Below are 12,967 nucleotides of genomic sequence, written 5' to 3' on the forward strand. Positions count from 1 at the left end.
GTGGGGCGCACGCCGGTCAACCTGCGCCGACTCGGCGCTCCTGGGGTGTCAACGTGCGCCGACTCGGCGTCAGAGGCCGAGCGCCTTGGCGGACTCCTCGCGCATCTGGACCTTGCGGATCTTGCCGGTCACGGTCATCGGGAACTCCTCGACCACCATCACGTAGCGCGGGATCTTGTAGTGGGCGAGCTTGCCCGTGGCATAGGCCCGTACGGCGTCGGCGTCCAGCGGGGCGGCGCCGGCCCTCATCTTCACCCAGGCGCAGAGCTCCTCGCCGTACTTCTCGTCGGGGACGCCGATCACCTGCACGTCCTCGACGTCGGGGTGCTGGTAGAGGAACTCCTCGATCTCGCGCGGGTAGACGTTCTCCCCCCCCCCGGATCACCATGTCCTTGATCCGGCCGACGATGTTGCAGTAGCCGTCCTCGCGCATCTCGGCGAGGTCGCCGGTGTGCATCCACCCGTCGGCGTCGATCGCCTCGGCCGTCTTCTCCGGGTCGTCCCAGTAGCCCAGCATCACCGAGTAGCCGCGGGTGCAGAACTCCCCCGTCTGCCCGCGCTCGACGGTCTCCCCCGTCACCGGGTCGACGATCTTGACCTCCACGTGCGGGTGCACCCGGCCGATGGTGGCGGTCCGCCGGTCGAGGTCGTCGTCGGCGCGGGTCTGGCAGGAGACCGGGCTGGTCTCCGTCATGCCGTAGGCGATCGACACCTCGGTCATGTGCATGTCGCTCACACACCGCTTCATCACCTCGACCGGGCAGATCGAGCCGGCCATGATCCCGGTGCGAAGGGTGGAGAGGTCGTGCTCGGCGAAGCTCGGGTGGTTCTGCATGGCGATGAACATCGTGGGCACGCCGTACACCCCGGTGCAGCGCTCGGCGGCGATCGTGCGCAGGGTGATCTCGGGGTCGAAGCCGGGAGCGGGGATCACCATCGTGGCGCCGTGGGTGGTGCACCCGAGGTTGCCCATCACCATGCCGAAGCAGTGGTAGAAGGGCACCGGGATGCAGAGCCGGTCCTCGTGGGTGAAGTTGATCAGCTCGGTCGTGAAGTAGCCGTTGTTGAGGATGTTGCGGTGGCTGAGCGTGGCGCCCTTGGGGTAGCCGGTCGTGCCCGAGGTGTACTGGATGTTGATCGGGTCGTCCGGGTCGAGCGACCACGTCATCACCTCCGCCAGCGTCACCCCGGGGTCGCTCACGTTGTGGTCGGTCCACTCCGGCGAGCCGAGGTAGAGCACCTGCTCGACCGGGGTCGTGTCGATGACCTCCTCGACCATGGCGCGGTAGTCGCTGGTCTTGAACGAGGGTGCGGAGATCAGGAGCCGGGTGCCCGACTGGTTGAGGGCGTACCCCAGCTCGTGCGTCCGGTAGGCGGGGTTGATGTTGACCAGGACCGCGCCGATCTTGGCCGTGGCGTACTGCGTGATCGTCCACTCCGCGCAGTTCGGTGACCAGATCCCGACCCGGTCGCCCTTGCCGATCCCGGCGCGGATCAGGCCCACGGCCAGCGCGTCGACGTCCCGGTCCAGCTCGGCCCAGGTCCACCGCCGCCCGCTGGCCACCTCCACCAGCGCCTCGCGGTCGGGATGGGCAGCGACCGTCCGCTCGAAGTTGGCACCGATCGTCTCCTCGAGCAGCACCGGCTCGAGCTCTCCCGCGGCGTACGACGTCATGCCGGCCAGCGTAGTCACGGCGGCGCCTGCGCCGCTCGTGCCGCGTGACCTCGCCGCGTTTTGCTCGTTGCCCGGACGGGCACCCTCCCAGGTACCCCCCAACCTCAGGCTGGGTCCCCTCGGAAGGAACAACCGTGACCAGTCGCCACCTACTCCTGCGCTCTCGCCACCTGCACGTCCTGGCTGCATCCGCCGCGATCCTCGCGGCCCTCGGCGTCGCCCATGCCGACGCGGCGGTCGCCAAGCCCCACCACACCCGCACCGCCAGCCTGGCGGCCTCGGCTCCCACGTTCACCAGCTTCGCCGCACCGTCGTCGTTCACCGACTCCGACAACGCCGGGGAGCCCTCGATCGGCGACGACTGGAAGACGGGTACGACGATGTACCAGTCCAGCCTGTCGACCTACTCCGTGAAGTGGGACGACTCGACCACCCCGGCGACGCCACACTGGTCCGACGTCTCGGCCAGCGCCTCCAACGGGTGCCCGCAGGGCTCGACGATCAGCCTCGACCCGATCCTCTTCACCGACCACGCGACCGGTCGGACCTTCGAGTCGCAGCTCACGGGCGTGGACTCCTTCACCTGCTACACCGACGACGACGGCGCCAGCTGGCACCCGAGCACCGGCGGCGGGATCCCGAGCGGCGTGGACCACCAGACCATCGGTGGCGGCCCCTTCTCGACCAACGGCCTCGGCGGGCTCCCGCTTGGCTACCCGAACGCGGTCTACTACTGCAGCCAGGACATCGCCACCGCCTTCTGCGCCGTCTCGCGCGACGGCGGCACGACGTTCGGTGCGGGCGTGCCGACCTACAGCCTGCTCGACTGCGACGGCCTGCACGGTCACGTGAAGGTCGCCCCGGACGGCACGGCGTACCTCCCCAACAAGAGCTGTGGCTCCAACCAGGCGGTGGTGACCTCCACCGACAACGGCACCAGCTGGACCGTCGACCCGGTGCCGGGCACCACCCCGAGCGACTCCGACCCGAGCGTGGGCGTGGGCTCCGGCGGCACGCTCTACTTCGGGTACGTCGACGGCAGCGGCACCCCGGGCGTCGCGGTCAGCCACGACCAGGGCAAGACGTGGACCGACCGCCAGAGCGTGGGCACGGCGTTCGGCATCAAGAACGCCGTCTTCCCCACCGTGGTCGCCGGTGACGACGACCGCGCGGCGTTCGCCTACCTGGGCACGCCCACCGGCGGCAACTACCAGGACGAGGCCAACTTCAAGGGTGAGTGGCACCTCTACGTCGACACCACCTACGACGGCGGCAAGACCTGGACGACCACCGACGCGACGCCGGGCGACCCGGTCCAGGTGGGCTCCATCTGCACCGGCGGCACGACCTGCGGCAACGATCGCAACCTGCTCGACTTCATCGACGTCACCACCGACTCGCACGGTCGCGTGCTGGTCGGCTTCGCCGACGGCTGCATCAGCGCCTGCGTCACCGACCCCCAGCACAACGGTCGCGACGCCTACGCCACGATCGCGCGCCAGAGCGGCGGCCTGCCGCTGCTGTCGGCCTACGACCCGGCACCGTGACCTCGCGGGGTGACGCGAACCAGCAGCCCCGACAGTGACGTGAGCGGGCTCGGCCCTCGGGCCGGGCCCGCTCGGTCGTCCAGGGAGCCGTCAGTCTCGTCGGGCGCGGGACGACTTGGAGACGACGAGGTCCGACGAGATCTCCCCGAACGGCCTCGGCGCCGGGACGGCCGGCAGCACAGCCGGATCCGGCAGCACCCGCTCGAAGTACGCCACGACCTCCTCCTCGTCCCAGCCGCGGGACTCGCGCAGCCCCAGGCCGATGGTGTCGAGGTAGGTCGGTGAGGGGTGCGTGTGCTCGACGTGGTCGACGCCGTGTGGGGAGGTGAAGGTCAGCAGCGGGATGCCCTCGTGGCGGCCGACCTCGACCAGCGTCTCGTAGCGCCCGGGCCCGGCGGTGTGCCGGCCGCCCTCGAGCGGGCTGAGGACGACCTCCTCGATGGGGTCGCCCTCCTGCGGGACCCGGTGCATCTCCTGCGCCGCGATGTCGGCGAACTGGCCGGCGGTGACCAGGTAGCCGCGGGCAGCGGTGAAGCCGGGGGTGTCGTGGTCGTAGTAGGCGACGCCGCCGCCCCACTGGCGGGACTCGCCGGCGAAGTAGAGGGACCCGGGCAGGTCGACAGGGATGCTGCGGGCCGGTGGAGTGCGGTCCCGGGCTCCCGGGTGGGCGCGGGAGCCGCCGGGTGGGCGGCCGCCCTCGAGGTAGGCCGCGAGGCGGGCCGCGGACATGTTGGAGCCGTAGCTGACGTACCACACATAGGACATGACCGTCGGCAACATACCCATGACCACGGCCCGCCACACATCGTGCGGCGGGCCGTGGCCTGTGGCGGTGACCACACAGTGGTCAGCGGCTCTCGGCCTCCGCGAGCACCGGGGCGTTCTTCAGGACCCGGTCGTGGCGCAGCGAGCTGGCCCGGGTCTCCCGGGCGAAGAGCACCGCGATGACGGTCAGCGCCGAGGCGATGGCCACGTAGATCCCCACCGCGGTGGTGTTGCCGTCGGTCACGTCACCGAGCAGCTTGAGCGCGATGATCGGCGCCAGCGCACCGGCGAAGATCGAGGCGAGCTGGTAGCCCACCGACGCGCCGGTGTAGCGCACCGAGGTGCCGAACAGCTCGGAGAAGAACGCCGCCTGCGGGGCGTACATCAGCGAGTGCAGGATGAGGCCGACCACGACGCCGAGCAGGATCTTGTTCGGGTCCTTGGTGTCCAGCAGGCTGAAGAACACGAACGTCCACACGGCGACGCCGACCGCGCCGGCGAGGTAGAGCGGACGCCGGCCGACCCGGTCGGAGAGCGCCCCGATGGCCGGGACCACGCAGAACTGGACCGCGGCGCCGATCAGCAGCGCGCGCAGGATGACCGGCTTGTCCACGGCGATGTAGGTGGTGGCGTAGGTGATCGAGATGACCGTGAAGATGTAGTAGCTGATGTTCTCGGCCATCCGCATGCCCATCGCGACGAAGACCTCGCGGGGGTACTCACGGATCACCTCGAGGATCGGCATGCCGCGGTCCTGCTTCTCCATCTCGGTCTTGGCCTCGGCGAAGACCGGGGACTCCTCGATCGTGAGGCGCACCCACATGCCGACGGCGACGAGCACCGCGCTCAGCAGGAACGGGATCCGCCAGCCCCAGGCGAGGAACGCGGAGTCGGACTGGACGGCCGCGAGCACCCACAGCACGCCGGTGGCGAGCAGGTTGCCCATCGCGACGCCGGCCTGCGGCCAGGACGCCCAGAAGCCGCGCCAGCCGTCACTGCCGTGCTCGGAGACCATCAGCACCGCGCCACCCCACTCGCCGCCGACGGCGAAGCCCTGCAGGAGCCGGCAGAAGACCAGGAGGAGCGGAGCCGCGACGCCGATGGTGGCGTACGTCGGCAGCAGGCCGATGGCGAAGGTGCCGAGGCCCATCATGAGCAGCGACGCGACCAGCATCTTCTTGCGGCCGACCCGGTCACCGAAGTGCCCGAACACGACGCCGCCGATGGGGCGGGCCACGAAGCCGAGCGCGTAGGTCATGAAGGCGTAGAGGGTGCCCTCGGTGCCGCCGATCTTGCCGAAGAAGACCTCGCCGAAGACCAGGGCGGCCGCGGAGCCGAAGAGGAAGAAGTCGTACCACTCGGTCGCCGTGCCGATGAGGCTGGCGAAGACGACCTTGCCGATCGAGCGGCGGCCGGGATCGCTCCCCGGTGTGCGGGGGGTGGTGGCGTCGTACGTGGTCATGGTCCTGCCTTTCGGGGTGCCGCGCCGGGGGCGCTGCTCGGGATGGGTTGGTGCGGTGCTGCGGTCGTGCGGGAGCCGGGGGCGGGTCAGCCGGCGGTCCAGCCGCCGTCGAGGAGGAACGACGAGCCGGTGATCGAGGCCGTGCCGGGGCCGCACAGGTAGCCGACGAGGTCGGCCACCTCCTCGGTCTCCACGAGGCGCTTCACCGGGGTGCGGGCGAGCAGCACCTCGTCGAGGACCTCGCTCTCGTCGATGCCGTGGGTCTCGGCCTGGGCCGCGATCTGGCCCTCGACCAGGGGCGTGCGGACGTAGCCGGGGCACACGGTGTTGCTGGTGACGCCCTTGCCGGCCGCCTCCAGCGCGATCACCTTGGAGAGCCCCTCGAGGCCGTGCTTGGCACTCACGTAGGCCGCCTTGTACGCCGAGGCCCGGTGGCCGTGCACGCTGGACACGTGGATCATCCGGCCCCAACCGCGGTCGTACATGCCGGGCAGCAGCCGGCGCGCGAGGCGGAACGGCGCCTCGAGCATCAGCCGGAGGATGAGAGCGAAGCGCTCGGGGTCGAACTCCTCGATCGGGGCGACGTGCTGGATACCGGCGTTGTTGACGAGGATGTCGGCCTCGACGTCGAGGGCGTCGATGGCCGCGCCGTCGGTGAGGTCGAGGCCGCGTGACTCGCCGCCGATGGCCGCGGCGACCTTGGCCGCGCCCTCGTCGTCGCGGTCGAGCACCACGACGTGGGCACCGAGCTCGGCGAGCCGGGTGGCGACGGCGGCGCCGATGCCGCTCGCGCCGCCGGTCACCAGCGCGGTGCGGTGGGTCAGGGGTGTGACGGGGGTCTCGGACATGGCCGTCACGCTAGGTGCTGAGGCCTGCCCCACCCCATGTGCGCGGAGCACACACTTGCGCCCACACATGTGGCCGACGACTACCCTCCGGTCGGCGTTCCTCCGCGCAGCCGGTGCACCCGCAGCGCCAGCTGCACGTCGAGGCCGCGACCCGGGTCGCGCCAGTCGGCCCCCAGCAGCTCGGTGACCCGGTCCAGCCGCTGCACCACCGTGTTGGGGTGGACGTGCAGCCGCTCGGCGGTCTCCCGGACCCGCCCGCCGGTCGCGAACCACGCCTCGAGGGTCTCCAGCAGACTGGTGCCCCGCTGGGCGTCGTAGGCGAGCACCGGGCCGAGGGTGGACGCGACGTACTCCTCGAGCTCGGCGGGACCGTTCTCACCCAGCAGCAGCCGGGTCACGCCCAGCCCGGCCGGGTCGCTCACGTCGCCCGAGCGGCCCAGGGTGACCAGCGAGTCCAGGCACCGGCGGGCCTCGGCGTACGCCGGGGCCAGGTCTGCGCCGGCGCAGGCCACCCCGACGGTCGCCTCGCCGCCCGCGGCTCGCACCGCTTCGCGCAGCGCCGTCCCGAGCTCGAGCGGGTCGCCCCCCGGGACCAGCAGCACGACGGCGCCGCGGTGCTCGCCGGCCAGGCCCCGCCGGGCCGTCGCGATCCGCGCCGCGGCCCGGACCGCCGCGTGGCGCTCGAGCCGGTCCACCGCCGCGACGCCCACCGACAGCGGCGGGTCGAGCACCACCCGCTGGCGGCGGGCCCGCTCGCGCAGCAGCAGGTCGGGGGTGGCGCCCTCCAGCAGGTCGGTGAGCAGCTCACCCCCCAGCCGCTCCTCGGTCTGGGCGACCGTGCGTGCGAAGAGCAGCACCAGGGCCGTGACCAGGGCGCCACGCTCCAGCGTCCGGCGCTCGGCGAGCGCCAGCGGCCGGGCACGGCCGTGCAGGACCAGGGTGGCGACGTGCTCGGTGCCGGCGAGCGCCGCCGCGACGTACGCGCCGTCTGCCTCGACAGAACGGCCCGAGGCCACCGCGTCCGCCACCCGCTCCTGCCAGCCGTCGGCGGCGGCGGTGCCGGCCATCAGGTCCCCGGTCGCGTCGTGGACCGCCAGCCGCCCGTCGAGGACCTCTGCGAGCACCCGGGCGACCTCCTCGACACCTCCCCCGTGCAGCAGCAGGTCGGTGAGCCGGTCGTGGGCGTGCGCGGCACTCTCCACCGCGGCGGTGTGCTCGGTCATCGTGCGGTTGGCCTCGTCGAGCTCCGCGAAGAGCCGGGCGTTCTCAAGCGCGACCGCCGCGTGCGCGGCGAACGAGGTCAGCAGGCTGACCTCGGAGGACGGGAAGGGACGCACGCTGCGGTGCACCGCGAGCAGCGCCCCGATGACCCGGCCGTCCAGGACGAGCGGGACGCCGAGGATGGCGCGGATGTGCTCCCCCGCCACCGCGTCGTCGATGAACGGCCGGTGCAGGAAGCGCTCGTCGGACTGGTAGTCCTGGGTGTAGTAGGGCGCGCCCGACTGCGCGACCAGGCCGAGCAGCCCGGTGCCGAGCGGGAGCCGCAGCGTCCGGAACTCCTGGGTCAGCGCGCCGTCGGTGACCTTCATGTACGACGCGCCGTCGGCCTCGTCGTTGAGCGAGAGGTAGGTCATGTCGGCGTTGAGCAGCTGCCGTGCCCGCCGCACGATCGCGGCCAGGATCGCGTCGACGTCGCGGATGGCGGTGAGGTCGCTGGCGGTGTCGTAGAGGGCGCTCAGCTCCGCCTCGCGGGAGCGCTGACGGGCGATCAGGTCGCGCAGCCGCAGCGCCACGTCGTACTGCCGCCGCAGCTCCGCGAGCGCCTCGGGGCCGGCGCCGTCGCGCTCGGCGGTCGCGACCACCTCGTCGAACGACGCCCGGGGCGCCTCGTCGTAGAGGAGGTCGAGGAAGGAGGCGGCCACGGTCGGACCGTAGCCGTCGCCGGGTCGGAACGCGACGGACCCCGCCGATCCCGAGGGATCGACGGGGCCCGTCCTTGGCTGTTCAGACTGTCAGGAGGTGACCTTGACGGTCATGACACCGGACTTGCTGACGCTCAGGACGCGGATCTTCGTACCGGTCTGCGGCACGTCCACACCCATCCACTCGGGCTCGTAGAAGCCGGGGTGGTCACCGCAGCCGTGCTCGTCGCAGTCGAACCACCAGGTCTTCATGTCGTTGAAGACCGGCTGCGCCGACTCCGAACGGACCGTGGTCGGAACGCCGTTGAGACGCCACGTCTGCTTCACGGTCGGCTCGAGCGAGAACGTCGAGTCGGCCGTCTGCGCCTTCGTGCGCATCAGGCTGGTGCCTGAGTGCACGAAGTACGGGTGCGCGTCCACGGGGAGGATCTCGCCACCGCCCGGGTGGTCACCGACGTTGTTGTCGGTGTACGAGGTGTCCCAGTAGGAGATGAGCGCGCCCGGCTCGAAGTGCTGGAAGTCCCTTGTCCGGCGTGTGAGCGATGTCGCCGAAGTTGTAGATGTGCTGCAGCAGGCGGTCACGACCGACGTACTGACGGTTGTCCACGAAGTAGGCGTTCGTGAACGACTGGTCCTCGGTGCCCGTGGTGGTGCGGAACCCGTCGAAGGTCCAGCCCTCGGCGCCGGTCTCGGCGGTGCCGATGTCGTTGCCGTCCAGGGTGATGTTGTCGACCTGGAAGCCGTTCAGGGCCACGCCGCCGTCGGTGCGGTACTCCCAACGCAGGGCGTTGGTGCCGTCCGGCACGTCCGCGGTCAGGTCAACCCACTCGCCATCGGTGCTGCCGGTGATGCCGGTCCCGTCCGGGTTGGCCTCGTTGGAAGGCTCGCTCTCGCTGGTCTGGATCGCGGACCAGGTCTGGCCACCGTCGCTGGAGGCCTCGAGGTAGGCGTAGTCGTAGTCCTGCTCGATGTCGTAGCGGACCTTGGCGGTCAGCGGAGCAGTGCCGGACACGGCCGGGACTTCACGGGTCATCGTGGTGTCGAGGTCGTCGCCCTTGTCGCTGTAGTAGTAGCGCGACCCGCAGGTGGCGCAGGGAGCGCCGAGCTGGAGCGTCGTGTGCTTGTTCGGCAGCAGGACGATCAGGCCGTTGGCCTCGTCACCCGAGGTCGACTGGCCGGGACGGATCTTGTACGTCGCGTCGTGACCCGGGCGGGCGGTGTCGTAGTCGAGCCAGCCGAGCTGGAACTTCTCCCAGGCGCCGAACGGCATGGGCTGGTCGCCGATGCCCTGGTCCTTCTGCGCGGTGCCGCGGGACTGGCTCATCAGCGACCAGTGCTCGACGGTGTTGGAGGCGCCACCGGTGTTGCCGGAGGTGTCGTAGAGGTCCGGCAGGCCGAGGTCGTGGCCGAACTCGTGCGAGAAGACCGACAGGCCGCCGTTCTCGGGCTGGATCGTGTAGTCGTTGACCCAGACGCCGGTCGGGTTGTTCGGGATCTGGACGTTCGCGCCGTTCGGGTCGGACACGCCGCCCTCACCGACATTCACGCCGCCGATCGGCGCCCCGCCCTCGGGACCGGTGCCGAAGGGCTCGATCTGGGCGTTCCAGCGGTGGCTCCAGATGGCGTCCGAACCGTAGACCGGGTCGCCGTCGGCCTGGTCGCCACCCGCGTGCACGATCTGGAAGTGGTCGATGTAGCCGTCGGGCTCGTTGAAGTTGCCGTCGCCGTCGAAGTCGTAACGGTCCTGGTGGTCGAAGGTCTTCAGGTAGTCCTGGATCTTCGTCATCGACCAGCCGGCGTCGAGCTTGGACTGGGTCCACTCGGCGAGGGCGTCGCGGATCAGGAACCAGGTGTTGCTGCAGACGATGCTGCCGCACTTGTCACGGCCGTAGCGCGCCTCGTTGAAGGGCACCTTCACCCACTCGGTGACCTGGCCGTCGACGGAGTACTTCCCCGAGGACTGGTCCTCGTAGAACTTCTTCATCCGGTTGAAGTACATGTTCTGGTAGTGCGCCTGGTTGTAGTCAGACTTCCAGAGCGTGGAGTTGTCCTTCGAGCGGTCCGGCTCGGGGATCTGGTTGTGCAGCGGGCCGTCGACCTTCTGGGCGTCGGGCGACTGGCCGGCGTACGCCGAGTGCTGGGTGTTCCCGAACTCCGCAAGAACCACGAAGATCTTGTCCTGGCCGGTCTGGGCCACGCGGCCGTAGGCGTGCTTGCCCACCTTGACCGACGTGCCGCGACCGCCCTGGCGCAGGCGCTTCTCGAGCGCCTTCTGGTTGCGCTCCTCGAACTTCGCGCGCCACTTCGGCGTGAGCGAGTCCGACGGAGCGGCGTTGCCGGACGAGGACGGCGCCGCGCCGGCGGCCGTACCCGTGACGGCACCGGCCTGGGTCGAGCTCAGCGGCAGCGTGACCGCTGCGCTGATGAGTGAAGCCGTCGCGAGTGCGACGAGCTTGGTCCTTCTCATGCAAAGCCTCCCGTATTGCCGCGTGTAACGGCGTTGAGCACATGAATTGGCCCGGCCTTGCAGGAAAAAGACAGCTGGTTCTCAGCATCTCCTCAGGACACGGACCCGGGGTAGTTGAACCCTGATCGGGAGATTCCGCGAGCCTCAACTCGGCACCGTTACCAGACTGTTATGAAAGTGGCTGCTGTGAGACCGCTCAAGACGGACGGCGTGACCTGGCTCTCAGAGTCGACGCTGGCAGCCCGGGTCGGTCACGGTGCCGCGACCTGGATCGACACCCCGTCGCCGAGGTCCACCACGGCGCCCGGGACCAGCTGCACGGCGATGCCGGCTGCAGGTCCTCGGGCGGCAGCCCGGGCTGGACCAGGACGGTGCCGTTGGTGGAGCCGAGGTCGGTGATCACGGCCGTGCCGTGGTCGGCCCCCGTGCCCGGCCGGATCTCCAGGTGCGTCGAGGAGATCTCCTGGTGCGGGCTCGCCACCGTGACCAGTCGGGACTCCTCGCCGGAGGCGGAGCGGGCTGCCTCGGGAGCCCTGCCGACGAGCACGGCGCGGTCGACCTCGACCGTCTCCCCGCTGGAGAAGACCAGCCGGGCCACCGGGCCCGTGGTCGCGCCGGGGACCTCCGGCTCGGGCGGCAGCACGGGCGGGCCGAAGGGCGGGGCCGGGGGTCGCGGCACCCAGATCGGCGGATCGTCGTAGTACGGGTCGACGTCGTCCTCGACCGGCTCCTCGACGAGGGGCTGCTCCTCGGCGGGCTGCTCCTCGGGCGGGCCTCCCTCCAGGAGGGGGACCGCCTGGGTGGGCTCGTCCTCGAGGTGGGCGTACCACTGGACGCCGGGCGGCTCTGTGGGGGGCGGCTCTGCGGGCGGCGGCTCCGTGGGGAGCAGCGGATCGACGGGTGGGGGCTCCACAGGCAGCGGCTCCGCAGGCACGGGGCCTGCGGGCGCCGTACTGCTCGCCGGCTGGTCGACGCGCGAGAGCCGCACCAGGCCACCGGCCAGCCGTAGGTCCTCGACTCCGCTCTGGGCCTGCCCGGCCTCCTCGGCGACCTCGACGCTCATCCGCGTGACGCCGTGCAGTGTGCTCCACCCAGGTGGTGGCGACCGACCCGTCGAGGTCGACCGTCTCGTCGGCGGTGGTGAAGCTGGCGCGGGCGGCGCCGCGCAGCACGACCCTGGTCTCGCCCCCGGCCTCGCTGACCAGCACGAAGCCGGGGAGGTCGCGGAGGCCGCCGCGCGCGTCACGCGTCGAGCGTCTCGTCGAACCCGGCACCGTCGTCGACCATCTCCCACAGCGCCGCGACCCGGGACTTCTCGGTCGGCGGCAGGATCACGCTGGCGTGCTCCCCGAAGATGCCGAACCACTCTCCGGGCCGGAAGGATCGCGTCGTCTGCTCGTGCTCGTGCTCGTCGCTCACCGGAGCGCCCCCAGATCCTGGTCGAGACTCACCCGCTGGTGCTCGGAGTCGTGGTCGTCCTCAGCCGTCAATCCCACCACATCGACGACGACGGCAGTGGCGTTGTCCCGCCCGCCGGCGCCCACCGCGGCGGCGACCAGCTCCTCGGCCGCGTCGCGCGGGTCGCTCGCGCTGCCCAGGATCTCCGCCATCCGGGCGTCGTCGATCATCCCGGTGATGCCGTCCGAGCACAGGACCAGACGCTCCACCGAGGGCAGCGGCAGCAGGAAGTAGTCGGCCTCGGCCCGGTCGGGCCCGCCGAGGGCCCGGGTGATGACGTGCCGCTCGGGGTGCGTGGCCGCCTCGTCGGGGCTGATCCGTCCCGAGTCGACCAGCTCCTGCACCAGGCTGTGGTCGACGCTGACCTGCTCTAGCCGGCCCTCGGCGTAGCGGTAGATCCGCGAGTCCCCCAGGTTGGCCAGCAGCCACTTCGGGCCCTCGTCGTCCTCGACGAGCAGCGCGACCACGGCGGTGGTGCCGGCGTAGAAGGCACTGCCGCCCCGCGGTCGGTGGGCGGCCCCGAACTCCGCGATCCGGGCCTGGCAGGCACCCAGCGTCTCGGCGACGACGTCGGTCCCGCGGCGTGGGTCGTAGCCGGCGTCGGCCAGCCGTCCGAACTCCTCGACCACGATGGCGCTGGCCACGTCGCCGCTCGCGTGGCCCCCCATCCCGTCGGCGACGACGAAGACGGGTGGTGCCGCGAGGAACGCGTCCTCGTTGACCTGCCGCACCAGGCCCACGTCGGTCGCCGCGCCGTGGCGGAGCTCGATGCCCCTCGACTGACCTGTCATCCCACCTCCCGGGTGGGGAGGAGCGTACGGCC

General features: G+C 71.1%; 11 protein-coding genes. 1 reads left to right on the forward strand and 10 read right to left on the reverse strand.

The genetic code is table 11. The features are described 5' to 3' along the window. Window positions 1-16: 16 nt before the first annotated feature. Window positions 17-1,675, reverse strand: coding sequence for an AMP-binding protein (locus tag H0S67_RS19465; protein WP_425489833.1), 1,659 nt, complete (start codon window positions 1,673-1,675; stop codon window positions 17-19). A 134-nt stretch (window positions 1,676-1,809) separates the two neighbouring features. Between H0S67_RS19465 and H0S67_RS19470 the strand changes: the two genes are divergently transcribed. Next, window positions 1,810-3,222: a sialidase family protein gene (locus H0S67_RS19470; RefSeq protein ID WP_180934383.1), complete on the forward strand. Its 1,413-nt coding sequence runs from the start codon at window positions 1,810-1,812 to the stop codon at window positions 3,220-3,222. Window positions 3,223-3,312: 90 nt separating this feature from the next. Here the strand turns inward: H0S67_RS19470 and H0S67_RS19475 are convergent, their stop codons facing one another. From H0S67_RS19475 to H0S67_RS19515, 9 genes are all read right to left on the reverse strand, one after another. Continuing rightward, window positions 3,313-3,987 (reverse strand): histone deacetylase, encoded by a 675-nt coding sequence (locus tag H0S67_RS19475; protein WP_219635348.1) that lies wholly within the window; start codon window positions 3,985-3,987, stop codon window positions 3,313-3,315. An 82-nt stretch (window positions 3,988-4,069) separates the two neighbouring features. Beyond that, a complete protein-coding gene (locus tag H0S67_RS19480; protein WP_180934384.1) occupies window positions 4,070-5,449 on the reverse strand; it encodes an MFS transporter in 1,380 nt (459 codons plus the stop codon). An 86-nt stretch (window positions 5,450-5,535) separates the two neighbouring features. Continuing rightward, on the reverse strand, window positions 5,536-6,297 hold the full coding sequence (locus H0S67_RS19485; RefSeq protein WP_180934385.1) for a 3-hydroxybutyrate dehydrogenase: 762 nt from the start codon (window positions 6,295-6,297) through the stop codon (window positions 5,536-5,538). A gap of 80 nt (window positions 6,298-6,377) precedes the next feature. Continuing rightward, window positions 6,378-8,219, reverse strand: a complete 1,842-nt coding sequence (locus H0S67_RS19490) for a helix-turn-helix domain-containing protein (RefSeq protein WP_180934386.1) — start codon at window positions 8,217-8,219, stop codon at window positions 6,378-6,380. 90 nt (window positions 8,220-8,309) lie between these two features. Continuing rightward, complete coding sequence (locus H0S67_RS19495) at window positions 8,310-8,711, reverse strand: immune inhibitor A domain-containing protein (RefSeq protein WP_246355411.1); 402 nt, start codon at window positions 8,709-8,711, stop codon at window positions 8,310-8,312. After that, complete coding sequence (locus tag H0S67_RS19500) at window positions 8,668-10,686, reverse strand: immune inhibitor A domain-containing protein (protein WP_180934387.1); 2,019 nt, start codon at window positions 10,684-10,686, stop codon at window positions 8,668-8,670. The genes H0S67_RS19495 and H0S67_RS19500 overlap by 44 nt, the downstream gene beginning before the upstream one ends. Window positions 10,687-10,882: 196 nt before the next feature. After that, window positions 10,883-11,749, reverse strand: a complete 867-nt coding sequence (locus H0S67_RS19505) for an FHA domain-containing protein (RefSeq protein WP_180934388.1) — start codon at window positions 11,747-11,749, stop codon at window positions 10,883-10,885. Window positions 11,750-11,928: 179 nt separating this feature from the next. Beyond that, window positions 11,929-12,105: a hypothetical protein gene (locus H0S67_RS19510; RefSeq protein WP_180934389.1), complete on the reverse strand. Its 177-nt coding sequence runs from the start codon at window positions 12,103-12,105 to the stop codon at window positions 11,929-11,931. Beyond that, on the reverse strand, window positions 12,102-12,935 hold the full coding sequence (locus H0S67_RS19515) for a PP2C family protein-serine/threonine phosphatase (protein ID WP_180934390.1): 834 nt from the start codon (window positions 12,933-12,935) through the stop codon (window positions 12,102-12,104). Before H0S67_RS19515 ends, H0S67_RS19510 begins: the two co-directional genes overlap by 4 nt. Window positions 12,936-12,967 lie beyond the last annotated feature (32 nt).

Source organism: Nocardioides ungokensis (assembly GCF_013466985.1).
GTDB lineage: Bacteria > Actinomycetota > Actinomycetes > Propionibacteriales > Nocardioidaceae > Nocardioides > Nocardioides ungokensis.

Coding starts and splice junctions, on each gene's coding strand:
- H0S67_RS19465 (WP_425489833.1), bottom strand. CDS start 1,675: ATGACGTCGTACGCCGCGGGAGAGCTCGAGCCGGTGCTGCTCGAGGAG.
- H0S67_RS19475 (WP_219635348.1), bottom strand. CDS start 3,987: ATGTCCTATGTGTGGTACGTCAGCTACGGCTCCAACATGTCCGCGGCC.
- H0S67_RS19480 (WP_180934384.1), bottom strand. CDS start 5,449: ATGACCACGTACGACGCCACCACCCCCCGCACACCGGGGAGCGATCCC.
- H0S67_RS19485 (WP_180934385.1), bottom strand. CDS start 6,297: ATGTCCGAGACCCCCGTCACACCCCTGACCCACCGCACCGCGCTGGTG.
- H0S67_RS19500 (WP_180934387.1), bottom strand. CDS start 10,686: ATGAGAAGGACCAAGCTCGTCGCACTCGCGACGGCTTCACTCATCAGC.
- H0S67_RS19505 (WP_180934388.1), bottom strand. CDS start 11,749: ATGAGCGTCGAGGTCGCCGAGGAGGCCGGGCAGGCCCAGAGCGGAGTC.
- H0S67_RS19515 (WP_180934390.1), bottom strand. CDS start 12,935: ATGACAGGTCAGTCGAGGGGCATCGAGCTCCGCCACGGCGCGGCGACC.